Below are 26,679 nucleotides of genomic sequence, written 5' to 3'. Positions count from 1 at the left end.
TATGGCGCTGGATGAAGTACATATCTCTAGCCTTGTGGTGCATGTTAAACCTGAGTCCCTAGAAACAGTAAAAGCTCAGATTTTAGAAATGCCAAACACAGAAATACACGGCGAGAGTGAAGAGGGAAAAATCATTGTAGTACTTGAAACGGAGAATCAAGGCTACGTGACGGACACAATAGATAAAATCAATAACTTAGAAGACGTTTTAATCACTTTTTTAGTGTATCACCAAATTGAACACTTCGATTCGCAATCTGAGGACGACTCATGAAAATGACACGACGTGCGTTTGTGAAAGCAAACGCGGCAGCATCAGCCGCTGCTGTTGCGGGAATTACCCTGCCTGCGTCAGCAACTAACCTAATCGTTAGTTCTGACCAAACTAAAATTAAGTGGGACAAAGCGCCTTGTCGTTTTTGTGGTACAGGTTGTTCAGTACTTGTGGGTACACAGAATGGCCGAGTTGTGGCAACTCAGGGTGACCCTGAAGCGCCAGTAAACAAAGGCTTAAACTGTATTAAAGGCTACTTCCTGTCTAAGATCATGTACGGTAAAGATCGCCTACAGACACCAATGCTGCGTATGACAGATGGTAAGTTTGATAAAAATGGTGATTTCGCGCCGATCTCTTGGGATCAAGCGTTCGATATCATGGCAGAGAAGTGGAAAGACGCACTGAAAGAAAAAGGTCCAACAAGTGTGGGTATGTTCGGTTCAGGTCAATGGACTGTAATGGAAGGTTATGCGGCATCGAAAATGATGAAAGCAGGCTTCCGTTCTAACAACATCGATCCGAATGCACGTCACTGTATGGCATCGGCGGTAGGTGCGTTTATGCGTACTTTCGGTATCGATGAGCCTATGGGTTGTTATGATGATTTTGAACACGCAGACGCATTCGTTCTGTGGGGTTCAAACATGGCTGAGATGCACCCTGTTTTGTGGACACGTATTACTGACCGTCGTTTGAGTCACCCACATGTTAAAGTAAACGTGCTTTCTACTTACTATCACCGCTCGTTTGAGTTGGCTGATAACGGTATGATCTTCGAGCCACAAACTGACCTTGCTATTGCGAACTTCATTGCGAACTACATCATCCAAAACGATGCGGTTAACTGGGATTTCGTTAATAAGCACACTAACTTCAAACGTGCTGAAACCGATATCGGTTATGGTCTGCGTGATGAGCACCCTTTGCAACAAAAAGCAGCGCATGCCAACTCGGGCAAAATGTACGCGATGAATTTTGACGAGTACAAAGCCTCTGTTGCGGAATACACGTTAGAGAAAGCATCAAAAATGTCAGGCGTTTCAGAAGCGAAACTACTTGAGATGGCAAAGCAATACGCGGATCCAAACACCAAAGTAATGTCACTATGGACTATGGGTATGAACCAACATACTCGCGGTGTGTGGATGAACAGCTTGGTGTACAACATCCACTTGCTAACAGGCAAAATTTCTAAGCCTGGTAACAGCCCATTTTCACTAACAGGCCAACCATCGGCTTGTGGTACAGCGCGTGAAGTAGGTACTTTCTCGCACCGTTTACCAGCAGATATGGTTGTTGCTAATCCTAAGCACCGTGCTATCGCTGAAGGTATTTGGAAGCTACCAGAAGGTACTATTCCACCAAAACCAGGCTACCACGCTGTTTTACAAGATCGCATGTTAAAAGACGGCAAGCTAAATGCTTACTGGGTAATGTGTAACAACAACATGCAAGCGGGTCCAAACATCAATGAAGAACGTCTACCGGGTTACCGTAACCCAGAGAACTTTATCGTATGTTCTGACCCATACCCAACGGCAACAGCGCAAGCATCTGATTTGATCTTACCAACAGCAATGTGGGTAGAAAAAGAAGGCGCTTACGGTAACGCAGAACGCCGTACACAAGCATGGTACCAACAAGTAGAAGCGCAAGGTGATGCGAAATCTGACCTTTGGCAGATCATGGAATTCTCTAAGCGCTTCAAAATTGAAGAAGTGTGGGGCGAAGAGCTATTAGCTCTGAAACCTGAGTACCGTGGCAAAACCATGTACGAAGTTTTGTTCCGTAACGGCCAAGTAGATAAGTTCCCACTATCTGAAGCACAAGAACTGAACGATGATGCAAAAGCACAAGGCTACTACCTACAGAAAGGTCTGTTTGAAGAGTATGCAATGTTTGGTCGTGGCCACGGCCATGATTTAGCACCATACGATGTTTACCACCAAGTGCGTGGTCTACGTTGGCCTGTAGTTAATGGTAAAGAAACGCAATGGCGCTTTGCTGAAGGTTCTGACCCATACGTACCAGCAGGCGAAAGCTTCCGTTTCTACGGCCATGGTGATGGTAAAGCAAACATCATTTTTGCCCCGTTTGAACCTGCACCTGAAATGCCAGATAAAGAATACGATATGTGGCTATGTACAGGCCGTGTTCTTGAGCATTGGCACACAGGTACTATGACACGTCGTGTACCTGAACTATACAAAGCTGTACCTGATGCAGTGTGTTATATCCACCCAGATGATGCACAAACTCGCGGATTGCGCCGTGGTGACGAAGTTAATCTTGCTTCTCGTCGTGGTGAAGTGCGTTGTCGCGTTGAAACGCGTGGTCGTAACCGTCCGCCAGTAGGCCTGGTTTTCGTACCGTTCTTTGATGCACGTGTTTTGGTGAACAAGTTGATTTTGGATGCAACTGATCCACTGTCTAAACAGACAGATTACAAGAAGTGTCCAATCAAAATTACTAAAGTCGCGTAATTGATAAGCCAATCCTGCTTCTTGTTAGAGGCAGGATACTAGCTTCGAATTTAGCCATTATAGGCGGAGAAAAGAATGAAACGATTAATGCTTGCCCTTATGACGGTAGGGCTTTTTTTCACAGGTGTTGCGCACAGTGACGACGCTCAATATGAGCGCGGTATTGGTGGTGTTGAATCACTACGCGGTGCAAGTGAACTTGAAACAACGCGTCCTGCAGATGACTTTAAACGTTATCCGCGAGACCAAGGTGTGATTGATAGCGATTACGTTTATCAGCCACCACTTATTCCACATACTATTCGTAACTACGAAGTATCGTTGAATGCGAATAAATGTTTATCGTGCCATAGCTGGAAGAATGCAAAAGAAATGGGCGCAACAAAAATTAGTGTAACCCACTATGAGACCCGTGAAGGCCAAGTGCTTTCAGATGTATCGCCTCGTCGTTACTTCTGTCAGCAGTGCCACGTTCCCCAAGCTGATGCTAAGCCTTTAGTTGGCAACACCTTTAAGCGTGTTGATGCATTACGCGACAGCGTGGAATAAAAGGGGCATTTATGAACATATTAAAGGCGTTTTGGCGCCGAATGACATCACCGAGTAAGGTGGCTGTTGGTTTAGTGTTGTTTATGGGTTTCATTGGTGGTTTGGCATTCTGGGGCGCGTTTAACACGGGTATGGAAGCGACAAACACTGAAGAGTTCTGTTCTGGTTGTCACGCACCGATTGTGAAAGAAATCCGTGAAACCGTTCACTACTCTAACCGTTCTGGCGTACGTGCTATTTGTTCTGACTGTCACGTACCACATAACTGGACTGATAAAATTGTACGTAAAGTACAGGCATCAAAAGAGCTTGTTGCATTTGCAATGGGAACCATAGGTACCGAAGAGAAATTCCAAGCACGTCGAGGCCATTTAGCGCATCGTGAATGGAAACGCATGAAAAATAACGACTCGCAAGAGTGTCGTAACTGTCATAACTTCGATTACATGGATTTCTCAGAGCAAGGACCTCGTAGTGTTAAGCAACACTCGACAGCACTGGCTTCAGGCGATAAAACATGTGTAGACTGTCATAAAGGTATTGCACATAAACTGCCTGACATGAAAGATGTCGAAGGTTGGTAATAACTAAGGGGTAAATGAGCGATGAGTACTTTAGAGTCGATTATCTGGCACGTACTTGGTTATGCCGCAATGCCTGTAATCATCTTATCTGGTTTTGCCGCTGTAGCTGTAGTTTCTATCTGGTTATTGTCTTTAGGTAAAGATAAGAACGTTTGATAGTGTAGTAGATGGCCAATAAACCATAAAGCCACGTCGATTTAGACGTGGCTTTTTTATGAGACAAAATCGTATGGCTCTCAGTGAACTGGCCTATATCGCTAGCGCTTACTAGGACGGAATTGTCGAGACGCGTTTCACCAGCCCGATGATAAGTAGCATAGCCCACACTGTATAAATGGGCAGCCACTCTATGATTAAGTGGGCAATGTTTGAAGATTCTTGGCTAAACCAAATTTCACCTAAATGCAGCGTAGCCATGAGCAATAAGCCAAGGAAGCTAAAGATAAGAAATGTTGGTCTGTCCATGATCTTCTCCACCAAGTATGTCGATGGATATACTATAGATCTAAATGAGAATCATTACCAACTTGATTTTTAGCTTTCTCCCTTCTGTGATCGATCTCCACTCACTCTACGGTGCGATCAGCTTCGCATCGAGCAGCTGTTGTCGAAATGTCTCTGCTCGTTCGCGGTTAACCCCAAAATCCGAGTAACCTGTTCGGGATTCTGATCGAACTTCAAGCATGTCACCGTTTTGATGGATTTCAAAGTCATCAACAAATTTGAATACGCTACTGACACACTCAACACGAATATACCGTTCAGCGCGCTCACCCAGTCGAGCACCAGGAAGGGCTAAGGCAACTTGTTCAATTTGCGGCCAACTATCTAGACCCGCTTCAGATAGGTTGAAAGCGTCAAGGCTGTACTCAGCACGTTCATCGATGGTTGAGACGCAATTAGGCTTATCATTGCAGGGTAAGCCCGTACGATTCGCTATATTGACGCTATCAGCATTTGAGCAACCGAATAGCATTATAGAAAGAGAGAATAGCGGGAGTCGAATTAGATGTTTATTCATACTTATCCTTGTAATGATTCGGCAATAACTTATGTGATAGCTCAGCGAGTGAGTAAGCCTGAGTACCTTTCACTTATCCTACCGTAGCAGATAGAACGCAAAGCCACCCCATGAAGCGAACAGTAGGGCCCATGGTAACCAATGTTGCTTATATTCAATATGTGACGTGATTGAAGCCTCTTCTTGTGTGGCTTCTGGTTTGTTACTGCTTTTAGTTTGCTTCTTCTTTAACTTATCACGTTCGCGTGCTTTTGATTTCTGTTGTTTTTTATACAGTTCAATACCTTTTTGGACGCCTTGTGCTATCAGTTTTGTCTGTTCTTTGGTTTGACCTGTCTTTTGCGTTGCGCGCGCAATTTTCATAGCTTCATCTTGCGTCTCTTGTGACGGTGCTTGGTGCTGTTTTGAATTAGACATTTAAATCCATAAGGTTAGGCTGCGTTTCCATTGATTATACGTGAATTTCAGGCAGAAATGTTATGGACTATTTTGTATAACTTTTCATTATTATGTAGGAATATTTCAACAAGTGAAATTAAGTGTTAGCACGAAAGTGAATATTGCATTTTGAGTTTATCTGTTTGATTTTAATGGTAAATGATCTTAATTGCTGTATGTTTTATTATTTATGGTTAAGTTTGTTATTTCAGTTGATAGTTCATTTTCATTGAAAGTTTCACTCAAAAATTGTGATCGAAACGACAACTTGCCAAGCGAAAGAGTGCGGTGCACCACAGAATTAAAAAGGTAAGGTTTTTATTTTATGGGGATGGCTTAAGGTGCTACTACAAACTTAATGTAGGGTTGAATGTAGGGTATCGCGCCACCATAGCTATAGATATAAATATAGAAAGACCCCGTGTAGCTAGGAGTGATTTTGCGGTATTCATTTAGTGCTTATGATGAGCATGGCTTGTTAAAGCCTTCGCCTATGTTATGGCTGACTTTGGCATTCAGTGCTAAGGCTTGGATTATATTTGTGATGGCAGGAGCCAGTCGCCAGCAAGGATCACAGCTGCTCACTCTGTTTTATCCATTAAAAGAAAGCCTCTATGTTGGTCTGTTGCTAGGGTTGCCAAGCTTATTGCTCGCTTGGCTCAGCGGACAACGACATAAGCATAATAAAATAAGTAATTATATATGGCGGCATGGAAAACAATTATTACTCGTCGCCTATTTGTCAGATTGTTTATTGCAAACGTATCATTTATTCATGACACAGGGTGTGTTTAGTTGGCCAAATGGTGTGATGATCTTAATCACAGCTTGGCTAACTATGTATTTGCTAAGAAGCTCACGAGTGAAGAATACATTTGCAGATAGACCTGTAGAGAGATAAAGCAAATGAATGAATGGAGTAAAGGCCTCGTCCTGTTTAGTGCTCTATTAAGCCCTTTAGCTATGGCTGATTGGTTGTTAGATGTGAATTTTGAATTAACGGGTGCAGATAGTAAGCAAACCGTTAATACGTCGCTGTCACTACTTCCTGGCGAAGAAACCGTATTTTTTGATACAGATGATCAGGGTAATACGCGCAGAGAGCTTGTCGGTAGCGCTGAATTATTAGAAGTTTCAGCGGAAGAGCTTAAAATTGCTTTTAAAGTACAAGAGCGCTTAGACGACGGTGGCTGGCGAACAATTATTGCACCAGTATTATCGACAGGTTTGAATACACCAGCCTCTTTTGAATCAATCGATAACGATGCAAATCAGCAAGTTAAATTACAAATTGAAGTAACTTCTGTATAAATAGTCGGTTAACAATCTTTAATTGTTTCAGTAAAGCGCTCCTGACGGGAGCGTTTTTTATTGCCGTACATATGGCTGTCAGCGCGTGAAAGAAAATATTCAGGTGTGTCGCCGTTACGGTAATAAGTGACCCCGATACTAGCACCGATAGAGACAGTGTTCCCTCCGATAATAAAGGGCTTTTCAGCTTGTTCGGTAATCTTATCCATTAAACTATCAACATCATCAATACTTGATTTCGTCATTAGTATAATAAATTCATCACCAGCTAAACGTGCGAAAAAAGCGGAACCTCGCAATAGCCCGTTCACTCTAAAGCAAAACTGTTGTAAGACACGATCCCCAGTTTGATGACCAAAGGTATCATTGACTGCTTTGAAGTTATCAAGATCGATGAAAAGTAAGGCTGGGGCAGATTGCTGCAAGGCTTTGCTATTAATTGTTTTATGTAGGATTTCTATCAAGGCATAACGGTTAGCAACACCGGTAAGCATGTCTTTACGGGCGATGTTCTCCGCTTTCTTTTCTGATTGGATCCGACGGTTGATCTCTTGTTTGAGTTTATGGTTTATCCATGAATAGTAGCTCAGTGCCGCTAAACTAATGATAAAAATCACCCCCGCGATATTCAGCCAAGGCTGAAGTTGAAGGAGATTGTTCTTTTCCTGTAAAGGGAATAGAAACTGCTCGTTGATAGTCGTCTTTGGAATAATGTTGAGCTGGTATAGCTCATCGGCAATTTGTTGCCAACGCGTCACATTCATATGACCCATTTCAACCAACTCAGGCATGATCATCGCCTTACTGGCGAGCAGTTCGCTATATAATAAGGTACGGCTTTTCCCTGTGTTATAGGTTTCTAATACATCAAGGGTTTCTGGCAGATTTTTGAGCGCATACTCCCACCCTTTTAAACTCGCCGCGCGAAAAGCTTTAACGAGATCATGACGATTAGTGGCGAGGTCTTGGTGGGTGAAAATAATATCACTGTAAAAATAGACACCGTACTCAGTCGGGTCAAAGATGGTTGTTTCAATACCTTGCTGACTAAGTAAAAAGGGTTCGTTAGTTAGATAGCCGCTGTATGCATCTACATCACCAGTGATTAAATCATCGATATCACTGCGTGTTTTGACTTGGTGAAAATTATTAATACTCACGCCATTTTTAGTCAGCATCGCGATGATCTCAGCGTCTTCATTACCGCTAAACATCATGATGCGTTTACCTGCGAGCTGTGTTAATGAATCAATCTGACTGCTTGTTTTGGTGATAAGTACAGAAGGGGATCGTTGAAAAATATTGGCAAGTGCTACAAGAGGAAGCCCTTGGCTATATGCGACTAAAATTTCAGAGTTACCCACGCCAAAATCAGCTTCACGTGACAAAACTGAATGCAGTGCACTTTTTCCATCTTTACCAGGATTTATAACAACGTTAAGCCCTACATCTTGGTAATACCCTTTTGCTTTTGCGATATAAAATCCCGCAAATTCTGCTTGGTGTAACCATCGTAACTGCAGAGTGACGGTCTCTGTTGCACGGCAGGTTGCGCTAGTAAATATAGTAAGTAAGAGTAATATGGTAGGTCGAATGCGGTTCACAATATGAAACATCATTAGTTGTTAGAAAGCCGCGAGTAATATATGTAAAAATAGTCAGCTCTGTAAAGGTTTTATCGCTACCAATGTGATGACTGACAGCGATCAATAAGCTATTGATAACTGACCTTATAATCAATAATTGAGAACACTTTAGTAATTATCACTCGGGAGATTAATATGTCTATCGCTCAGCCTGCAATAATCCCAGAAGCGGGACCATTTGCATTGTATGTAGTCATGAAGGTTATTGGTGACAAACAAGCTGTACTTGAGCAATGTAAGCGCCTTCATTCTGTTGTTGATAGCCTGAATACTCAGCAAATTGATGCTAATTTACGAGCAAGCATTGCGTTTGGTAAATCGTTTTGGTCATCGCTAGAGCTAGGTAGCCCTGAAGGTTTTGATGATTTTGAAGCACTCGGTGAGGGGGATATCACTGCCCCTGCGACTGGCGGTGATATTTTATTGCATGTAAATGCAAACCGTCATGACCTTAATTTTTATCTACTGCGCCAGTTTTTATCGCCAATTGCTACTGATGTTGATGTTTTGGATGAAACTTACGGCTTTAAGTACCTTGATGCTCGTGATATGACCGACTTCATTGATGGTACTGAAAACCCAAAAACAGATGAATCTCGTCAAGATGTCGCTTTGATTAAAGATGGTGATTTTGCGGGTGGTAGTTTTGTGATGGTGCAGCGCTTTGTGCACAATCTACCTGCTTGGAGTCGCTTGAATATTGCAGCGCAAGAAAAAGTGATTGGCCGTACGAAGCCAGATTCAGTTGAGCTGGAAGATGTTCCTGCGCAATCGCATGTTGGCCGTGTTGATATTAAAGAAGATGGCAAAGGGCTCAAGATTGTGCGCCATAGCCTACCGTATGGCTCTGTAACGGGTGATCATGGTTTACTCTTCATCGCTTATTGCCATACACAGCATAACTTTAAAACGATGCTGGAAAGCATGTACGGTGAAACAGATGGTAAAACGGACCAAATGCTACGTTTTACCTCTGCAGTAACAGGCGCATATTTCTTTGCACCATCAGCAGAAATGCTAGCGGGTTTATAGTTGTGAGCTGTTTATTTAACGATGAGGTTTAGTCGTTAGACAGGTATAGCAACGAGAAAAGCGAAGGTACGAATATCAATTTGGATAAGTGCCTTCGCTTTTTTGTATCTGCAACTTGCCTGAGAATATCTCAGAAACAAAAACGCCACCCGAAGGTGGCGTTTTTAGTTAAGATTTAAACAATCTTACTTTTTGATGCGTAGAACTGGAGTTTCACCCACAGTAGTAGCACCTGAAAGTTTGTTCAACTCTTTGATTTCGTCCATGTTAGAAATAACAACAGGCGTAAGAGTTGATTTAGCTTTCTCTTCAAGAAGCGCTAGATCGAATTCGATGATCGTGTCGCCAACTTTAACAGATTGACCTTCTTCAGCGATGCGAGTAAAGCCTTCACCTTTAAGTTCAACAGTATCAATACCGAAGTGAACGAATAGCTCGATGCCGTCGTCAGATTCGATAGAGAAAGCGTGGTTTGTTTCGAAAATCTTACCAATAGTACCGTTTACTGGTGCAACCATTTTGTTGCCAGCCGGTTTGATAGCGATACCATCACCAACAATTTTTTCTGCAAATACAACATCTGGCACATCTTCGATGTTTACGATTTCGCCAGATAGTGGAGCAATGATTTCAATTGCACCAGCTTCGCTGCTATCGTCAGAAACCAGCTTCTTTAGTTTGTCAAACAGACCCATATTGTTGCTCCTAAGCGTTGTTATTTTACCTGTGACTATTCTATTAGCACATGGTCTTTTCTGCGATGAATTTTTCTACGTGGGCTTCGATTTCAGCCGCGGTTGGTAGAGCAAGTGCTTGCTCAGCCATCGCTTTAACATCAGCAAAGTTAGCGTTGCGGATAACTTTCTTAATGCGAGGAATCGAAATAGCACTCATGCTGAACTCGTCTAGACCCATACCAAGTAGAAGTAGGGTTGCACGCTCATCACCTGCTAATTCACCACACATACCTGTCCACTTACCTTCTTTGTGAGAAGCATCAATAACTTGCTTGATCACTAGAAGTACAGCAGGAGATAGTGGGTTGTAAAGGTGAGAAATCATCTCGTTACCACGGTCAACTGCTAAAGTATACTGGGTTAAGTCGTTTGTACCAATGCTAAAGAAGGCTACTTCTTTTGCTAAGTGGTGTGCAATTGCAGCTGCAGCTGGCGTTTCAACCATAACACCGATTTCGATGTTTTCGTCAAATGCTAGTTCTTCAGCGCGTAACTCTACTTTGTACTCTTCGATTGCGGCTTTTAGTTCACGGATTTCCTCAACAGAGATAATCATTGGGAACATAATACGGATTTTACCGTGAGCCGACGCACGTAGAATAGCACGTAGTTGGTCGCGAAGAATTTGACGACGATCTAAGCTGATGCGAATTGCACGCCAACCCAAGAATGGGTTCATTTCTTTTGGAAGATCTAAGTAAGGAAGATCTTTATCACCACCGATATCCATAGTACGGATAATCACTGATTCACCGTGCATAGCTTCCGCAACTTCTTTGTAAGCTACGTATTGCTCTTCTTCTGTAGGAAGTGCATCACGGTCCATAAATAGGAATTCTGTACGGTACAGACCAACGCCTTCACCGCCATTACGGTTAACGCCGTCACAGTCTTTAACTGTACCAATGTTACCGCAAACTTCTACTTGCGTACCATCTAGGGTAATTGCAGGTAGATCTTTAAGTTTTGCTAGTTCTTCTTTTTCTGCTAGGTATTCATCGCGAGTTGCTTTGAATTGCGCTAGTTCATCTTCAGAAGGGTTGATAACAACGTTGTTGTTAATACCGTCTAGCATTAGCATGTCGCCATTTTTCACTTTAGCCGTGATATCGTTAGTACCAACGATAGCAGGAAGCTCAAGTGAACGCGCCATGATAGATGTGTGAGATGTACGACCACCGATATCAGTGATGAAGCCTAGCACGTAATCAAGGTTGATTTGTGCAGTTTCAGAAGGGGTTAGGTCGTTAGCAACAAGGATGACTTCCTCGTTGATCGCGCTTAGGTTAACAACGTTAATGCCAAGTGCGTTTTTAACAAAACGTGTACCGATATCACGGATATCTGTTGCACGTTCTTTTAGGTATTCGTCATCAAGTGATTCAAGCGTTACAGCCTGCTCTTCGATGATAGAGTAGATTGCTAAATCAGCTGATGCGTTGTTTTCTTTAATGAAGGCTATGATTTCTTCTTCAAGCTCCTCATCTTCAAGCAACATGATGTGACCTTCAAAGATCGCTTCTTTCTCTTCACCAAAGGTGACACGTGCTTTTTCTTTGATTACTTCTAGTTGCTCTGCAGATTTTTTTCGAGCGTCGAAGAAACGTTGAATCTCGTTGTCGATCTGATCTGCTGGGATAGATGATTTATTTAGGACAATCTCATCTTCTTGCAGAAGTAGTGCTTTACCAAAAGCAATACCAGGAGATGCCAGGATACCTGAAATCATAGCCTTACCTTAATTTGTTCTATAAAAACTAGGGACTTAACGAATAAATTGCAACTTAGTGCAGTGTATCCATTAGAGCAACAAGGTGGTCAACTGCTTCTTGAGCTTGAGCGCCTTCAGCAGAAATTGTTACTAGAGTACCTTTAACTAGGCCTAGAGTTTGTAGTTTGAATAGGCTTTTCGCGCTTGCGCTTTTACCGTTAGAAGTAACAGTGATGTCAGCGTCGAATGCTTTAGCTTCTTTAACGAACTGAGCCGCTGGACGAGTGTGTAGGCCGTTTTCTGCAGTGATTTCAACTTGCTTCTGATACATTTTTCACCCCGATATTTGAAATATTATGTAATCTTTGCGTAAAAATATTTTAGCTTATAGTAACGTGAGATGGTTTGTTTATCTCGATGAATAAATTAACCAACTGTGCGTCATAATTGCTTAATCCAAGTCAAAGTTTGATGAGTTATTTTGCCTTGGTCACATCAAATGGACTGTTTTGTGTCCTTTTATTTTGATGCTAAAAATAAAACGCCTCGGTTTTATAGTAAAACCTCGTTTAAAAAGCAACAAAAAAGCCCCTTTGGGGGGCTTTTTTCGTCAACAAACTGTCATGAATCACTTAAAAGTGTGATCACTGTTGGGTTTCTTTTTCTGTGAAGATACCCGCAAATAACGCTGTCGATAGGTAACGCTCACCAGAACTTGGCAGTATTACAACGATATTTTTATCTGCATATTCTGGGCGTGATGCGATGTTATTGGCTGCCACAACAGCCGCACCTGATGAAATTCCGGCCAAGATACCTTCTTCTTTCATTAGGCGTTGTGCCATTTCAATCGCATCGTCTGAACTCACGAGTTCAATTTCATCAATCAAGTCTAGTTCAAGGTTGCCAGGAATGAATCCAGCGCCGATACCTTGGATTTTATGAGGTGCGGGTTGAACTGCTTCACCATTACGTACTTGAGTGATAACAGGTGATTCACTTGGCTCAACTGCGACAGTAGTAATCGCTTTTCCTTTGGTTTGTTTAATAAAGCGGCTAACACCCGTTAGCGTACCGCCCGTACCTACGCCTGAAACAAAAACATCGATTTCGCCATCAGTGGCATCCCAGATTTCAGGGCCCGTGGTTTTTTCGTGAATTTCAGGGTTGGCTGGGTTATTAAACTGTTGAAGCAATAGGTAGTGGCTTGGGTTTGATGCGACAATCTCTTCTGCTTTTTCAATTGCCCCTTTCATGCCTTTTGCCGCTTCCGTTAACACCAGTGTTGCACCAAGTGCTTTTAGTAACTTACGGCGCTCAAGGCTCATGCTTTCAGGCATTGTAAGAGTTAGTTTGTAACCACGAGCAGCGGCGACGTACGCAAGGGCAATCCCCGTATTACCTGAGGTTGGCTCTACAAGCTCAATGCCTTCTTTTAGGGTGCCTTTTTTCTCCGCATCCCAAATCATGTTTGCGCCAATGCGGCACTTCACACTAAAGCTTGGGTTGCGCGCTTCGATTTTTGCTAACACTTTGCCATTACTGACTCGGTTCAGGCGAACCAGTGGAGTATTACCAATAGTAAGAGTGTTATCTTCGTAAATTTTGCTCATGATTGCCGTTCCTTCGTAACACGTTTCAACTTAAGACACACTAAGCATAACCCTGTTGCGTTATTTGAAAAGTAATAAATCGTTATATCTTATTGTTATAAAAAGTATAACGATCTACGTTAGTTAGAAATTAGCTACAGAGCTAATGATTAGGCTATCGATAGTCTTTACGGTAATGGTCAACCCACATTGCTGTCGCGCCACAAACGGCGATAGGCATTACAAATAAATTAAGGATAGGTGTCATAGTAAATAGCATCACTAGGCTACCAAAACTTAATGATTTTCCGCGCTTGACCTTTAGCGCGTCACGCATGGATGCGAAGGGTACTTTATGATTATCAAACGGGTAATCTGCGTATTGAATAGTCATCATCCACGCGCTAAATAAGAACCACAGTACAGGCCCAACCGTCTGACCAATGGCTGGGATCCACAATAAGATCAACAGCCCCAATGCTTTAGGCAGGTAATATTTAAGTTTTATCCATTCGCGGTGCATGATGCGAGGCACGTCTTTAAGCAGCTCTTTCACGCTGGTGTCTGGCAGGGTTTCACCCGTTAATTTTGCTTCTAACTGCTCGGCTAAAAGGCCATTGAACGGTGCCGCTATCCAATTTGCGATGGTACTAAAAATATAAGAAAAAGTGACTAATGTGGCGATAGCAAGTAATGGCCACAAGAGGTAGCTTAACCAATCTAACCATTCAGGTAGCATGGCTAACCAACCTGTAATCCATGAATCAAGTTGAGACAGAACAAAGCCAAATGCACTACCAAAGAGAATGATGTTAACCAGCAGTGGCATCAAAACAAAACGGCGGGTGCCTGGCTCTAATGCCAGCGATAAACCGCGAAAAAAATAGCCAGCGCCACTGATAGGGTCTTTAATTGGTGAGTGTGTTTGCATATCTGCTCCTTGTTAAGGCTCGTCATTGTGAAAGTATCAAAAGAGGTTGAGCCTAGCTGCATGTTAACGACGAGTTGCGGCTATAAGCAAATATTCGATCTTTTGTTGGAGGTTACAGGTAAATGGTAACCGCTCAGTTAGTTTGAAAAATAACCAAAAGTGCGCTCGAAGGCACGATATTTGATGATTCTACGGTTAGAAGTTCTCATTATTTAGCTAGTTTTGGTAGAGTAAAGCAACCAGCATGTATTCTTAACCGCAGTGATAGGGATTTGCCAGACTGACGGAAGGGAAGGCTTAAAGTAATAAGTTGTGATCTTTATTACGCTCTGTCAATGTCAGTGTGCTAATAGGTAATGTTGGATTGAGTTAGTCGCTGAGTATGGTATTACTTAGGTCTGGCGAATACATATTTAACACGTTATCCCAGTTGGGGTGACAAGCTAATTTCAGAGTATTGTATGCAGGAATTGCGTCTGGTTCTTATTATTGTTGGTGCGCTGATGATCTCCGCGCTATTGTTGCATGGTCTTTGGACAAGTCGAAAAGAAAAACCGACTAAGTTTGGTGATAAACCGAAGCCTGTGGGTAAGCTTGATGGCCAAACGTCTGTTGATGATGCTGGCTTTGATCAAGATGGCGTTGGTGCTGTCCGTGTCAAAGGCGCTGAAGCTGAAGACCCTGCTCCATATTTAAAGCCAGAACCGGTAAAAACAGGTTCTGTGAACTTCGGTGAGAAAATTGAAGCCGATCCTTTATTAGATTCGTCACCTTCGACGATGAACTCGCATACCGATACTGTTCCAAATGTTGGGGTGCCTGTGCCTGCTCAAGCTATTTCTGAATTCACAGAAGTAGCCCCACAACCAACACTGACACCTCAGACTGTAAACAGTAATGTTAATGTGGTTGCTCAGCAGGCCGATGCTGTAGTCGAACAGCATGTCCAGACCGCGCCTGAAGTAACACTTCAAGCCGAAGTGCAGCCTCGCGCGCCACAACCACAGCCACAGCCACAGCCTGTTATTACTCAATCACCAGCGCCTGTTACGTCAAAACCTAATAAAGAACATGAACCTGGTTTAGGTAACCTTGATATGGTGACATCTTCTTCTGAGGTTAAACCTCAACCTGTTGAAGAGAGAGTGGTTGCTCCTGTCGCGCTATCAATCGATACCTTAGCGGCAGAGAATGCAGTGGCGGAACCCGCGCTTGATACCAATACTGTGATTGTTTCAGAGACTGAAATTGCACTGCAAGTAGAGCCTTCAGCGCCGCAAAATGAGCCAGTGCAAGTTGCCGTATCGCCAGAACCTGTTGTTGAAGAGGTTGTCGAAGCGATTATCGAGCCAGAACCAGTAGAGCCTGCACCGTTAGAGCGTTCTTATATCGCTTTAAATATTCATGCGCGTAAAGGTGAATTACTTCGAGGCGTGAAATTATTCAATAGCCTTGAGCAAAATGGTTTAATCTTTGGTGAAAACTCGGTCTATCATCGTCATGCAGATAAAGCAGGTCTCGAGCCTGTTATTTTCTCTGTGACCAATATGGTTCAACCGGGTAATTTCCCGCAGCAGGATATTGAAAACTTCGAAACACCGGGCATCGCTTTTTACTTAATGTTGCCTTGTCACGGTCGTGCAGATTTGAACTTTAATATGATGTTGCAAACGGTTCAGCAGATTGCTGATGAATTAAGTGCTGATGTGTTGGATCAAGATCGCAACATGATCACGCCTTACCGTATTACTGAATATCGTGATAAAGCGAAGTTCTACACTCAAGTTTAACTGAGTGTGTTTATCCCTATAGTTTATTGACGGGCTCCTTAGGGAGCCCGCTTTTTTGTGTATTAAAATATCAGGCAGGCAATCGTTAGCCGCTTGGTCATAATGTGAGTGAATAGGATTAGTCATGAGTCTTGATATTCAGCAGCAGCTTACAGAGCTGCGTCAACAGCTTACTTATCACGGGTATCGTTATTACGTTGAAGATAACCCTGAGATCCCAGACGCTGAATATGATCGCTTGATGCAACAGCTGCTTGCTATTGAAGCTGAGCATCCTGAGTGGGTGACAACTGATTCACCTAGCCAGCGAGTGGGTGGCACACCACTTAATGGTTTTAGTCAGATTAAGCATGAAATACCCATGCTCTCGCTTGATAACGCGTTTGATGATGAAGAGCTAAAAGCATTCGAAAAACGATTATTAGACCGACTACCAACTGAGCAGCAAGTTACCTACTGCGGTGAGCCTAAACTTGATGGCTTAGCGGTTAGCTTGATGTATGAAAATGGCGTTTTAACCCAAGCTGCCACGCGAGGTGATGGAACAACCGGTGAAAATATTACGACCAACGTTCGTACTATTCGTTCTATACCGTTGAAACTACGTGGCGATGATTGGCCTGCGCGCTTAGAGGTGCGTGGCGAAGTCTTTATGCCGAAAGCGGGCTTTGATGCCTTAAACGAACGGGCCTTAAAGAAAGGTGAAAAAACATTTGCCAACCCTCGAAATGCAGCCGCCGGTAGTTTACGTCAGCTTGACTCTAAAATTACCGCTTCTCGCCCGTTAAGTTTTTATGCTTATTCTGTCGGTGTCGTAGAAGGATTGGAACTGGCCCCTAGTCAGTATGATCGTTTGTTACAACTCAAAGGGTGGGGGCTACCAATGTGCCCTGAGATTCGTCCACTGAATAACATTGAAGCTGTGATTGCTTACTACCAAGATATTGGTGAGCGTCGTGGTTCGTTACCGTACGAGATTGATGGGGTTGTCTTTAAAGTTGATACCATGAGCTTGCAAGAACGCTTGGGCTTTGTTGCGCGTGCACCACGTTGGGCAATTGCTTATAAATTCCCAGCGCAAGAAGAAATGACAGTACTGAAGAATGTCGAATTTCAAGTGGGTCGAACAGGGGCTGTTACCCCAGTTGCTAAATTAGAACCTGTATTTGTGGGGGGCGTAACCGTCAGTAATGCCACTTTGCATAATGCCGATGAAGTGGCACGTTTAGGGGTTATGGTTGGTGATACGGTGATAATTCGCCGTGCGGGCGACGTAATTCCACAAATTGTCTCTGTGGTTGAATCGCGCCGCCCTGATGACGCAACGCCTATTACTTTCCCTGTCGACTGCCCTGTTTGCGGTTCGCGTGTCGAGCGTGTTGAAGGTGAAGCGGTCTCTCGCTGTTCTGGTGGCCTATTCTGTCAAGCGCAACGTAAAGAAGCATTGAAGCACTTTGTATCTCGTAAAGCCTTGGATGTTGATGGTTGCGGCGAGAAAGTCATTGAGCAATTGGTTGATCGTGAGATGGTTTCTACACCAGCCGATCTGTTTAAATTATCGGCTGGTGTTGTGACAGTCCTCGAGCGTATGGGACCTAAATCAGCGCAAAAACTCGTTGATTCACTTGCTGCCTCAAAGGTAACAACCTTAGCGCGTTTCTTGTATTCATTAGGGATTCGCGAAGTAGGGGAAGCCACTGCGGCTAACTTAGCCAGTCATTTTGAAACACTTGAAACAATTACCGTTGCGACTAAAGAGCAGCTGATTGAAGTGAGTGATGTTGGCGGCATAGTCGCTGATCATGTTTTTAACTTCTTCCGTGAACAGCATAATACTGATGTGATTGATGACTTAATCAAAGTCGGTATTGAATGGCCTGCTATTGAGAAGTTGGAAGAAGGGATTGAACGACCTTTAGAAGGAAAAACGGTGGTATTAACGGGCAGTTTGTCGCAGCTAGGCCGCTCAGAAGCGAAAGAACTACTACAGTCGATGGGCGCGAAAGTGACAGGAAGTGTTTCTAAAAAAACGGATCTACTTGTTGCGGGTGAAGCCGCCGGTTCTAAATTAACAAAAGCACAAGATCTCGGCATTGAAATTTGGGATGAACAAACGTTGGTTGATTTCACTCAACGCTAACTGCTGTTTTTTTGTTTTAACAGTAGAATAAATATCTATTTCAAAGCGCATCAGGGTAACTTCTGATGCGCTTTTTTTATTTTCATCACATTTTAAATCGTATTAACCGTCACAAAAAATAAGTCACAACCTGCCCATTTTTCGTTTAAATAGAAGATGTGATCAATGCGATCCTTATTATGTAAGTGATTTCACGTTGATATTTTTTTTTCGCGCCTTCTCACGTTTGATGTTTTTTTATGTTGGTAAGTTGTTGATTTAAAATGGCTATATTTGTTATTGATAATTAAAGAATCAAAGGTTTGAGCTGGATCACTGTTAGCAGTAAAGTTTGCACTGAGTCATATTTTTCAAACAAGAAATTAAGTTCTGATTGATGTTTTGCGCTGCGAAAGTAGTCTAGTTACTGAAGTGAACGGAGACGTTCATAAACTAAAAAAATATGATTTAGCTGATTTTAGAAATTTAGCTTACATATTGGGAGACTTACTTGAAGCCATCGGCGGCCAACCTTTTTAGGCTCAAGTAAACAGCTAGTATATTTAGGAGTTATTCCATGGAAAATGTATTCAAACGTTCAGTTCTTGGCGTTGCTGTTGCGACAGCAGCAATGGCTTCAATGTCAGTAAGTGCATACGAAATCGGCCAAAACAATGATTTCAGTGTTGAAGTGTATGGTGTAGCAGCAATTTCGATTGTTAACTATGACATTACTAAGAATGGCGAAGATACTGCAACAGGCTATGACTACGAAAATGAATCTCGTATCGGTTTCCGTGCTGGTAAAGAGATGTTCGATAACGTTGAAGTATTCATGCAAGTTGAGTCTGGTTATGTAGGTGAAGATGGAACAGGCGGTACATTAGGTAACCGTGATACTTTCCTTGGTCTTAAAGGCGACTGGGGTAAAGTGCGTTTCGGTCGTATGCTAACGCCTATGTATGAAGTGATTGACTGGCCATACGCTAACCCAGGTCTTGGTGCGTCATGGGACTGGGGCGGTGACGTGAAATATAACCGTGATCGTCACGGTGATATGGCTCGTTACGACTCTCCGTCATTCGGTGGTTTCAACTTTAATATTGCGACAGGTCGTGGTGACAAGGCGGTTGAAGGTAATAACTGGTTTGGTGGTGCAGCGCACTATACTTTTGCTGAAATGATCACATTACATGCAGCATTCGAAACAGAATCAGATCGTGAGCTTGAAGAAGCAAAAGCAGCGACTGATGGTTCTTGGAGCTACAAACCAAACGGCGACCAAGACAAGTGGACTGCTGGAACCGCGGCTAAAGATGCAGTAATGGCAGATACCTTTGGTTACTTAGTCGGTTTTGAAGCATCACTTCCTGCTGGTTTTGGACTATCTGGCGCATACAAGGCTGGTGAAAGTAAAGTTCAGAACGGCGATAAATCAGAGCAAGCTTCTTACGCTGTAATTGGTCAATACTGGAATGGTCCTTGGGGCTTCAAACTAGGTTACACAGCTAACTTAGAATCAGAAACAGCTGGTGTTAAACAGAATGATGAAGATAGCATCATTTCTGGTCAGCTAATGTATGTTAAAAATGGTTTTGTTCCTTACATCCGTGTTGCTCAGCGTGACCTAAAAGCAGCTAACGATGCAGGTAAGATTGACGAAACTGATATCTTTGTTGTTCGTGTAGGTCTTGAATACGGTTTCTAAATCGTAATTAAAACTGAATATTATTAAAATGGAGGCTTAGGCCTCCATTTTTCGATCTATGAGTTAATCAATTTTTGGTTAAGGTGACGAATAATGAATGAGGTGTTAGTTCTCGCAGAGTGAAGTAATTAAGTCGGGTAAATGTAAAGTTGAGTTGAGCATGGAGGGGCTTAAAGGTAGTGAGAAAGTTCCTTCGCTAAAAGGAACTTTTATCGAGAGATTACAGGTTTTGCACTGCCCAGCTAATAAATTCTTTTTTAGTTTCTTTATCTGCTTGATTGAAAAGTGCCTGTAGCTGCTGTTTGATTGGCTCTTTACTTTGAGTTGCAAGGTCAGTAGCTGACTGTTTTAACGCTGGTTTAGCTTCATTAGTTGCTATTGCAGTTGTAGCAACAGTCAGTGCTGCAGGACCACCAAGACGGTTATATTGTTTCACATACTCGTGGTAATCATGTGAAATGGAAAGACCTTTTAACTCAAGCTTGTCATGCTTGAATGCGACGTTTTTTCCCGCTGTAGTTTGAACATTTACTTTTGCTGAATGGTTAAACTCATTGGCCTGAACAACACCTCGGAAGTTTGGTACTTCTAATTGAAGTGAAGTATTGTTTGCAGTAAAGGTCAGTATATAAGGCGAGGAACGGAACCGCTCACTTTGCTTATCCCCTTTATAAAAATACTGATCAATTTGATATACGATTTGGTTCTCACCATTTTTAAACGTTAGCTTGTCATCTGTCGCAAAAAAAATATCGGTAATATTTTTTGATGGATCTTGTTCATTTACAGCGAGCAATCGTACATTGTCTGGCAGTTCAAGTGTCACGTCAGCAAAAGCTGTTTGAGCGAGAGGTAGAAGCGCTACCGCAAGGGCTATATGTTTTACCTTCATTATATTCTCCCTGAAGGACACGCAAGTTATTGGCGGTTGTCCATCCATAGTTAATTCGTAACACGATTTTACGTTGCTTAGTGCTGACAAAAAAGGTTATTTCCTCATAGAGCAAGCGAACTCAGACATCAGTCACATCATCTACTTTCTTCTGTTTTTATTTAAATCTAACAACTTATCAATAAGGTGGACTCAGCATTTTTTTTCGATTCAGTTTTAGCTGAAATATTTTTTCGTTACTTTAACAAACCGATTTAGCTTACTTTCTTCTAAATGAGTTTGAACTTGCTCACTATTTTGAATCATAAAAAAACTAAACATCCATTTAGTTATATAAAAACATCTGATTTTTGAGTGATTCTCCACTGTCTTGCATACCAGCTTGAGATCTTGGACACAAAATGCCATTTAGCTCCTAATGGTGCTGTAATTAGATTTTTGTTTTAAGTTGCTGAAAATTAATGATTTATGTTTTTTTTGGTTGGTGGTTTTTGAAGGGGGTCAAGCTTTTTCTTGCCATATATTCGTATGGTGAAAAAAGCTTGTAATCTTATCCACGTTCTCAATATGAAACATTAAATTTCATTGTGCTAACCTTCGGCGGCCACTGAGGTAAGTACATGAATTCAGCTATATTTTTTAGGAGTTTTTCCATGAGTCAATTTTTCAAACGTACCTTATTAGGCGCGGCGATTGCGACTGCAGCACTTGCCACTGTTCCAGCACAAGCAAGTGATAGTGGAGCTAAATACGAGCACAGTATTTACGGCTTGATTGCGATGCAGGTAGCGCACCGCGATTACGATAATGAAAAGAACAACGATGGTGTCCAGTTCAATAATGAATCACGCCTTGGCTGGCGTGGTACTGCTCAGTTTGATCAAATGCAAGATTGGACTTTCCTATGGCAAATCGAATCTGGTTATGTTGATGAGTCATTTGCGGGTGAAAACGGTGGTAATGGCTACTTAGGCCGCCGTGATACTTTTGTCGGCTTTGAACACGATAGCGTTGGTAAAATTCGTCTGGGTCGTGTGTTAACCCCTATTTATGAATTGATTGACTGGCCTGCGACTAACCCTGGTATGGGTAACGTTTGGGACTGGGGTGGCAATATCGGCGGAAACAATTTCAATGACCGCCAATCAGATACCATCCGTTGGGATACCAATGAACTATGGTCTGGCTTTACCATGGATATCGCTGCTGGTGCAGGTGAAGATCGTGCAGGGGCAACTGATAGCTCGAAAGCATCAAGCAACTACTGGCATGGCATGGCTGCACACCAACAAGTGAAAGGTGATTGGGGATGGGCGCAGTTTGATTTAGCTTACGAGATGAACTACGACACGCTTGATAAAACCAAAGGTAAGTTCGATGGTACGTTTTGGAATAACCAAACTTACTTGATGGGGGCACAAGGTGGCTTCTCTAATGGTTTAGGCTACTTTGCTTATTACCGTATCGCAAAAGCGGATAACGATACGTTTAATCAAGACGAGCGTGAAGATTCATACTCAGTTGGTTTAACGTATACGTTTGATAAGTGGCAAGCCAAAATTGCTCGCGCTGAAAACCTTGGTTTAGAAGTGAATGGTAAAGACATTAAGAACACTGAAGATAACGTTACATCAGTGCAGATGATGTACTTTGTTGATACTAACGCTGTGCTTTATGCCCGTTATGCGATGAATAATATAGATCGCATTGATGCCGATAATAAAGGCTATGAAGGTCGTTGGAAGTCAGATAGCTTTAATGAAGCATCTGTTGGTATTGAGTACTGGTTCTAAGATGACTCTTAATCTTTAATTACTGTAATAATTAGGGCGAGAATTTCTCGCCCTTTGCCGTGGAGGCTATATGAAGAAGTTGATTGTTGCCCTAACTCTGTTGGCGGGTTGTTTATCTTGGCAAGCGAATGCAGAAAGTACGTTAACCTTTAATAAAGAAATTGGGCCCTTGGTGCTTAATGGTGATGAAGTTGCGAGTGATATTTTTTCATCGCCTAACCAATTAACGCTTGAATCGGGTACCAACCAAGTATTATTTGCATTGGGTCAGTTAGTAGTAGAAGACGGTCGCCGCACTAAATTTAATTCAGTTCCTTTTATCGTTCGCTTTAACGCACCTTCTGATGATGTTGCATTGTCTTACCAGCCGTTTAGAACCATGGAAGAAGCTAAGGCGTTTGATAAAGACCCGCGCTTTGTTCTCAAATCAGCTTCTGGCGAGATGATCCCATTCCAGCTTGAGCCTCTGTATGTTAATGGCATGCAAGGCATGAAAAATTATGAAAAAGCAGTATTAAAATACAACCAAAAAGAGACAGGGATTGCCGTTGTTTCCATCGGTCAAACCTCGACAACACCCGTAGATCAAATAAAACCAAAAAATGCGAATACCGGATCATCGCAAAGAATGATTCTGGAAGCGGGTTTCAATAATTTGTCCGCACAAGAACAGCAAGCATTCATGATGTGGGCGATGAAAAACCTAAAGAATGCATCTTAAGCTGATGCTATCTAGTCATTGAGTGTCAATTAGAGAAAGGATGGTGATTGTAGAATAGAATGACAGTGTTAAAATAACGCCCAATTATGGGCTTATAGCGCTATCGCTGTCAGTCGCTCCAGTCACTTTAAGGTAAATCAAATGACGATTAAAACTCGTTTTGCACCAAGCCCAACAGGCTTCTTGCACGTAGGTGGTGCCCGTACAGCATTGTACTCATGGTTATTTGCGAAGAAGCAAGGCGGTGAATTTGTTCTGCGTATCGAAGATACCGATCTAGAGCGTTCATCTCAAGAAGCTATCGATGCCATTATTGAAGGTATGGAGTGGATCGGGCTTAACTGGGATGAAGGTCCTTACTACCAAACGAAACGTTTTGATCGTTACAACCAGTTGATCGATCAATTGCTTGCGGAAGACAAAGCATACAAGTGCTACTGTCCGAAAGAGTTGTTAGACGAATTGCGTGAAGAGCAAATGGCAGCAGGTGTTAAGCCACGCTACGATGCTAATCACCCTAAAATTGTTGCGGCAAATGCAGCAGCAACTGAAGCATCACCATTCGTTATTCGCTTCCGTAACCCAAAAGAAGGGACGGTAGTGTTTGATGATAAAGTACGTGGCCGTATTGAAATCGCTAATAGCGAGCTAGATGATCTTATCATTCGTCGTACCGATGGTAGCCCAACTTATAACTTCTGTGTTGTTGTTGATGATTGGGATATGGAGATTACCCAAGTTGTTCGTGGTGAAGACCACATCAACAATACCCCTCGTCAAATTAACATCTATGAAGCACTGGGTGCGCCTGTTCCTGAATTTGCACACTGTGCAATGATCCTTGGTGACGACGGTGCGAAACTGTCTAAACGCCATGGCGCAGTAAGTGTAATGCAATACCGCGATGACGGTTACTTGCCACAAGCACTGCTTAACTACCTTGTACGTTTAGGTTGGTCTCATGGTGATCAAGAGATTTTCTCATTAGAAGAAATGATCAACTTGTTCACGCTAGAGTCTATCAGTAAGTCTGCGTCAGCATTCAATACAGACAAGTTACTTTGGTTGAACAACCATTACATCAAAACAGCTGAGCCTGAATATGTTGCTAAGTACCTACAATGGCACTTAGATCAAAAAGAGATTGATACCGCTAATGGTCCAGCAATCACTGACGTAATCAAGCTAGTGGGTGAGCGTTGTAATACATTGATCGAACTTGCAGAGCAATCGCGTTACTTCTACCAAGACTTTAGTGAGTTTGAAGCGGGTGCTGCGAAGAAACACCTTCGCCCAGTAGCGAAAGAAGCCCTAGAGCTTGCACTAGCAAAAGTTGAAGCTGTATCTGATGATGCATGGACAGCTGAAAACCTTCATGATGTGATTAAATCAACATGTGAAGAGTTAGAGCTAGGCATGGGTAAAGTGGGTATGCCACTGCGTGTTGCCGTTACAGGCCAAGGTCAATCGCCTTCGGTTGACGCAGTAATGCAACTTGTTGGCAAAGTACGCGTAATGGCGCGTATCAAGCTAGCACTTGCTTTCATTGCAGAGCGTGAAGCGAACGCATAAGCATTCGTTAACACAAGCTTCAAATAAAAACAGGCATAGAGTCTAACTCTATGCCTGTTTTTTTATGCTTCAGCTATATTCAGAGAACTATAGGTTGTTACGTTGCTTATAGTTATCAACACATACCCAAAAGTTACTGGATGTCGCGCAGTACTGCATTGCACCTTCTGGAATGTCTTCTGGTGTTCCTGAAAGTGTGTAAGCCGACGTAGCAAAACTTGCAGTAAGTAAGAGTGCTGCGCATACCGAAGTTATCTTTTTCATATCGTATCTCCCTTGGATTTATCCAACATAGATCACGCTCGGTCTAGTGCCGTTTCAGTGATACTCATAAATAGTAGGTTAAGATCATATTTTTCATATATTAATAAGCGTTTTTTTGCTTACGTCATAAAAGGAACTGCTTTAGAGCTGATCTATTTCATCAAAAAGACAGATTGGATGTAATTAACATATTTGTAGTTTATATGCTTTTGTGAGCACTAACTCATTGACAAGCATTTCCTTACTTCTTACAATCTCGCTGCACTTATTAAAAAACAGTGTTTGATATCTACGGTTGTATTTGTAAATAGTGTTGTACCAAAACCGCTTCATGCTTATGCAGTAGATTTAATGTTCTTATTTTAGAAACCATTGATGGTGCTTTGCTTATATTGTAAGGCTGCAATGTTGTTAGAAGGAAAAGCATGAAAATAAAGTCAGGAGTTGTTGCGCTTATATTAGCAACGACCGCATGTTCAGCGTCTGCCCATAATAAAAACCTACAAAAGTACGCTGATATTGCTCAATTTGGTATTCCACTTACAGCTGGTGCAATCTCTCTATATAAAGGTGACACAGAAGGTTTATTTCAACTAGCGGAAGGTGCGCTATATACAGCAGTAGCGACGCACGCTATTAAATTTTCCGTTAATGCAGAGCGCCCAAATGGTGGCGATCACTCTTTCCCTTCTGGGCATACATCAGCAGCAACACAAGGGGCTGCTTACCTACAATTTCGTTATGGCTGGGAATACGGCGTACCAGCGTACGCTGCTGCGGCCCTTGTGGGTTATTCTAGAGTAGACAGCAAACACCACTACTGGCGTGATGTTGCGGCTGGTGCTGCATTGGCAACTGGCATTCAGTACGTAGTTTCTGAGATGGGGTACTCGATGAGTAATTACGTCATTTCGCCTTATGTCAGCGGTGATGAAGTTGGCTTGTACGCAAGCATTAATTTCTAAGCTGTTATTTAAAAAATATCAAAAGGAGCCTGAAGGGCTCTTTTTTTATTTTATAAAATTGTATATCTATGTTGTTTCATTTGATTGGCTACATGTATGTAAAGTCAATATTTTGTCGTTGTTGCTTTAAATAAATTAAAGCGATTGCTAGATTTATGACGATAGACTTGATTAGAAATATATAAGCATATGAAGGTGTGGCAATATAGGATGAATATCATTACTCTTATTAACTGTAACTATAAACAAGACTGCAATAATTAATATGCATCTTATTTTGTATTCATTGTTTCATTAAGGATGACTGTATTAGCTAACGCTAACAAATAATAAACTATACGTCGTCTAATTTTTATATTCTTAAATAGGTACATCAGAGTCATGAGCGTAATAAATGAAAAAAGGCTAGCCATCATCAATGGCTAGCCTTTTTAGTATGTGGCGCTCCCTGCAGGAGTCGAACCTGCGGCCTTCCCCTTAGGAGGGGGACGCTCTATCCAGCTGAGCTAAGGGAGCATGCGCACTATTATACGCAAATATTGA

The 26,679-nt window shown here is 42.4% G+C and carries 26 protein-coding genes and 1 tRNA gene; 15 read left to right on the top strand and 12 right to left on the bottom strand.

Translation table 11 applies throughout. The features are described 5' to 3' along the window. Position 1 precedes the first annotated feature (1 nt). The 5 genes from OCU87_RS12945 to OCU87_RS12925 all read left to right on the top strand — a co-directional run bounded on the left by OCU87_RS12945 (position 2) and on the right by OCU87_RS12925 (position 4,049). On the top strand, positions 2–274 hold the full coding sequence (locus OCU87_RS12945; protein WP_062687971.1) for a chaperone NapD: 273 nt from the start codon (positions 2–4) through the stop codon (positions 272–274). Then, positions 271–2,760: a periplasmic nitrate reductase subunit alpha gene (gene napA / locus OCU87_RS12940; RefSeq protein ID WP_261857346.1), complete on the top strand. Its 2,490-nt coding sequence runs from the start codon at positions 271–273 to the stop codon at positions 2,758–2,760. The genes OCU87_RS12945 and napA overlap by 4 nt, the downstream gene beginning before the upstream one ends. 75 nt (positions 2,761–2,835) lie before the next feature. Next, positions 2,836–3,309, top strand: a complete 474-nt coding sequence (locus OCU87_RS12935) for a nitrate reductase cytochrome c-type subunit (RefSeq protein WP_062687972.1) — start codon at positions 2,836–2,838, stop codon at positions 3,307–3,309. An 11-nt stretch (positions 3,310–3,320) separates the two neighbouring features. After that, on the top strand, positions 3,321–3,893 hold the full coding sequence (locus OCU87_RS12930; protein WP_062687973.1) for a NapC/NirT family cytochrome c: 573 nt from the start codon (positions 3,321–3,323) through the stop codon (positions 3,891–3,893). Between the two features lie 21 nt (positions 3,894–3,914). Next, a complete protein-coding gene (locus OCU87_RS12925) occupies positions 3,915–4,049 on the top strand; it encodes a TIGR02808 family protein (protein WP_063126782.1) in 135 nt (44 codons plus the stop codon). 111 nt (positions 4,050–4,160) lie between these two features. Here the strand turns inward: OCU87_RS12925 and OCU87_RS12920 are convergent, their stop codons facing one another. The 3 genes from OCU87_RS12920 to OCU87_RS12910 form a co-directional block, all read right to left on the bottom strand. Beyond that, a complete protein-coding gene (locus OCU87_RS12920) occupies positions 4,161–4,358 on the bottom strand; it encodes a hypothetical protein (protein WP_157072528.1) in 198 nt (65 codons plus the stop codon). A 106-nt stretch (positions 4,359–4,464) separates the two neighbouring features. Next, positions 4,465–4,914 (bottom strand): DUF1499 domain-containing protein, encoded by a 450-nt coding sequence (locus OCU87_RS12915; protein ID WP_062687975.1) that lies wholly within the window; start codon positions 4,912–4,914, stop codon positions 4,465–4,467. Between the two features lie 78 nt (positions 4,915–4,992). Continuing rightward, entirely contained in the window at positions 4,993–5,331 is a 339-nt protein-coding gene (locus tag OCU87_RS12910; RefSeq protein WP_261857345.1) for a DUF2956 domain-containing protein, read from the bottom strand. A 460-nt stretch (positions 5,332–5,791) separates the two neighbouring features. Here OCU87_RS12910 and OCU87_RS12905 point away from each other — a divergent pair, with 460 nt between their 5' ends. Next, positions 5,792–6,253, top strand: a complete 462-nt coding sequence (locus tag OCU87_RS12905; protein WP_083540787.1) for a DUF2919 domain-containing protein — start codon at positions 5,792–5,794, stop codon at positions 6,251–6,253. Positions 6,254–6,258: 5 nt separating this feature from the next. Further along, a complete protein-coding gene (locus OCU87_RS12900; RefSeq protein ID WP_062687977.1) occupies positions 6,259–6,663 on the top strand; it encodes a hypothetical protein in 405 nt (134 codons plus the stop codon). Between the two features lie 8 nt (positions 6,664–6,671). Here the strand turns inward: OCU87_RS12900 and OCU87_RS12895 are convergent, their stop codons facing one another. Then, positions 6,672–8,282, bottom strand: a complete 1,611-nt coding sequence (locus OCU87_RS12895) for a GGDEF domain-containing protein (RefSeq protein WP_261857344.1) — start codon at positions 8,280–8,282, stop codon at positions 6,672–6,674. A gap of 162 nt (positions 8,283–8,444) precedes the next feature. Here OCU87_RS12895 and OCU87_RS12890 point away from each other — a divergent pair, with 162 nt between their 5' ends. Beyond that, positions 8,445–9,341: a Dyp-type peroxidase gene (locus tag OCU87_RS12890; protein WP_062687979.1), complete on the top strand. Its 897-nt coding sequence runs from the start codon at positions 8,445–8,447 to the stop codon at positions 9,339–9,341. A gap of 185 nt (positions 9,342–9,526) precedes the next feature. Here OCU87_RS12890 and crr read toward each other — a convergent pair whose 3' ends face one another. The 5 genes from crr to cysZ form a co-directional block, all read right to left on the bottom strand. Then, positions 9,527–10,036 (bottom strand): PTS glucose transporter subunit IIA, encoded by a 510-nt coding sequence (gene crr, locus OCU87_RS12885; protein ID WP_048898183.1) that lies wholly within the window; start codon positions 10,034–10,036, stop codon positions 9,527–9,529. 43 nt (positions 10,037–10,079) lie between these two features. Further along, the gene (ptsI, locus tag OCU87_RS12880; RefSeq protein ID WP_062687980.1) at positions 10,080–11,807 is read right to left on the bottom strand and encodes a phosphoenolpyruvate-protein phosphotransferase PtsI; all 1,728 of its coding nucleotides are present in this window, start codon (positions 11,805–11,807) and stop codon (positions 10,080–10,082) included. Positions 11,808–11,862: 55 nt separating this feature from the next. Then, positions 11,863–12,120: an HPr family phosphocarrier protein gene (locus OCU87_RS12875; RefSeq protein WP_048898185.1), complete on the bottom strand. Its 258-nt coding sequence runs from the start codon at positions 12,118–12,120 to the stop codon at positions 11,863–11,865. Between the two features lie 313 nt (positions 12,121–12,433). Beyond that, the gene (gene cysK / locus OCU87_RS12870) at positions 12,434–13,402 is read right to left on the bottom strand and encodes a cysteine synthase A (protein WP_062687981.1); all 969 of its coding nucleotides are present in this window, start codon (positions 13,400–13,402) and stop codon (positions 12,434–12,436) included. Positions 13,403–13,556: 154 nt separating this feature from the next. Further along, positions 13,557–14,312 carry a sulfate transporter CysZ gene (gene cysZ, locus OCU87_RS12865; protein ID WP_062687982.1) on the bottom strand — a complete coding sequence of 252 codons (756 nt, stop codon included), beginning with the start codon at positions 14,310–14,312 and terminating at the stop codon, positions 13,557–13,559. A 461-nt stretch (positions 14,313–14,773) separates the two neighbouring features. Here cysZ and zipA point away from each other — a divergent pair, with 461 nt between their 5' ends. From zipA to OCU87_RS12850, 3 genes are all read left to right on the top strand, one after another. Continuing rightward, positions 14,774–16,102 (top strand): cell division protein ZipA, encoded by a 1,329-nt coding sequence (gene zipA / locus OCU87_RS12860; protein ID WP_261857343.1) that lies wholly within the window; start codon positions 14,774–14,776, stop codon positions 16,100–16,102. Positions 16,103–16,226: 124 nt separating this feature from the next. After that, entirely contained in the window at positions 16,227–18,242 is a 2,016-nt protein-coding gene (gene ligA / locus OCU87_RS12855) for an NAD-dependent DNA ligase LigA (RefSeq protein WP_062687984.1), read from the top strand. A 556-nt stretch (positions 18,243–18,798) separates the two neighbouring features. Further along, on the top strand, positions 18,799–19,929 hold the full coding sequence (locus OCU87_RS12850; RefSeq protein ID WP_094956445.1) for a porin: 1,131 nt from the start codon (positions 18,799–18,801) through the stop codon (positions 19,927–19,929). Positions 19,930–20,149: 220 nt separating this feature from the next. Here the strand turns inward: OCU87_RS12850 and OCU87_RS12845 are convergent, their stop codons facing one another. Then, positions 20,150–20,869, bottom strand: a complete 720-nt coding sequence (locus OCU87_RS12845; protein ID WP_261857342.1) for a YccT family protein — start codon at positions 20,867–20,869, stop codon at positions 20,150–20,152. Between the two features lie 605 nt (positions 20,870–21,474). Between OCU87_RS12845 and OCU87_RS12840 the strand changes: the two genes are divergently transcribed. The 3 genes from OCU87_RS12840 (at position 21,475) to gltX (ending at position 24,907) form a co-directional block, all read left to right on the top strand. Next, on the top strand, positions 21,475–22,614 hold the full coding sequence (locus OCU87_RS12840) for a porin (protein WP_094956448.1): 1,140 nt from the start codon (positions 21,475–21,477) through the stop codon (positions 22,612–22,614). Between the two features lie 70 nt (positions 22,615–22,684). Then, positions 22,685–23,335 (top strand): YccT family protein, encoded by a 651-nt coding sequence (locus tag OCU87_RS12835; RefSeq protein WP_261857341.1) that lies wholly within the window; start codon positions 22,685–22,687, stop codon positions 23,333–23,335. 141 nt (positions 23,336–23,476) lie between these two features. Next, positions 23,477–24,907: a glutamate--tRNA ligase gene (gltX, locus tag OCU87_RS12830; RefSeq protein WP_261857340.1), complete on the top strand. Its 1,431-nt coding sequence runs from the start codon at positions 23,477–23,479 to the stop codon at positions 24,905–24,907. An 87-nt stretch (positions 24,908–24,994) separates the two neighbouring features. Here gltX and OCU87_RS12825 read toward each other — a convergent pair whose 3' ends face one another. After that, on the bottom strand, positions 24,995–25,171 hold the full coding sequence (locus OCU87_RS12825) for a hypothetical protein (protein ID WP_162845622.1): 177 nt from the start codon (positions 25,169–25,171) through the stop codon (positions 24,995–24,997). Positions 25,172–25,596: 425 nt separating this feature from the next. On the opposite strand from OCU87_RS12825, the gene OCU87_RS12820 reads away from it, so the two are divergent. Then, a complete protein-coding gene (locus OCU87_RS12820; RefSeq protein WP_261857339.1) occupies positions 25,597–26,136 on the top strand; it encodes a phosphatase PAP2 family protein in 540 nt (179 codons plus the stop codon). Between the two features lie 439 nt (positions 26,137–26,575). Here OCU87_RS12820 and OCU87_RS12815 read toward each other — a convergent pair. Next, positions 26,576–26,652: transfer RNA gene (locus OCU87_RS12815), tRNA-Arg, on the bottom strand. Between the last annotated feature and the right edge of the window lie 27 nt (positions 26,653–26,679).

It is taken from the genome of Photobacterium sanguinicancri (genome assembly GCF_024346675.1).
In the GTDB taxonomy this organism is placed as follows: Bacteria; Pseudomonadota; Gammaproteobacteria; order Enterobacterales; family Vibrionaceae; genus Photobacterium; species Photobacterium sanguinicancri.
Note: the sequence above shows the minus strand (reverse complement) of the source record. Positions and strands in the feature narration are given on the sequence as shown.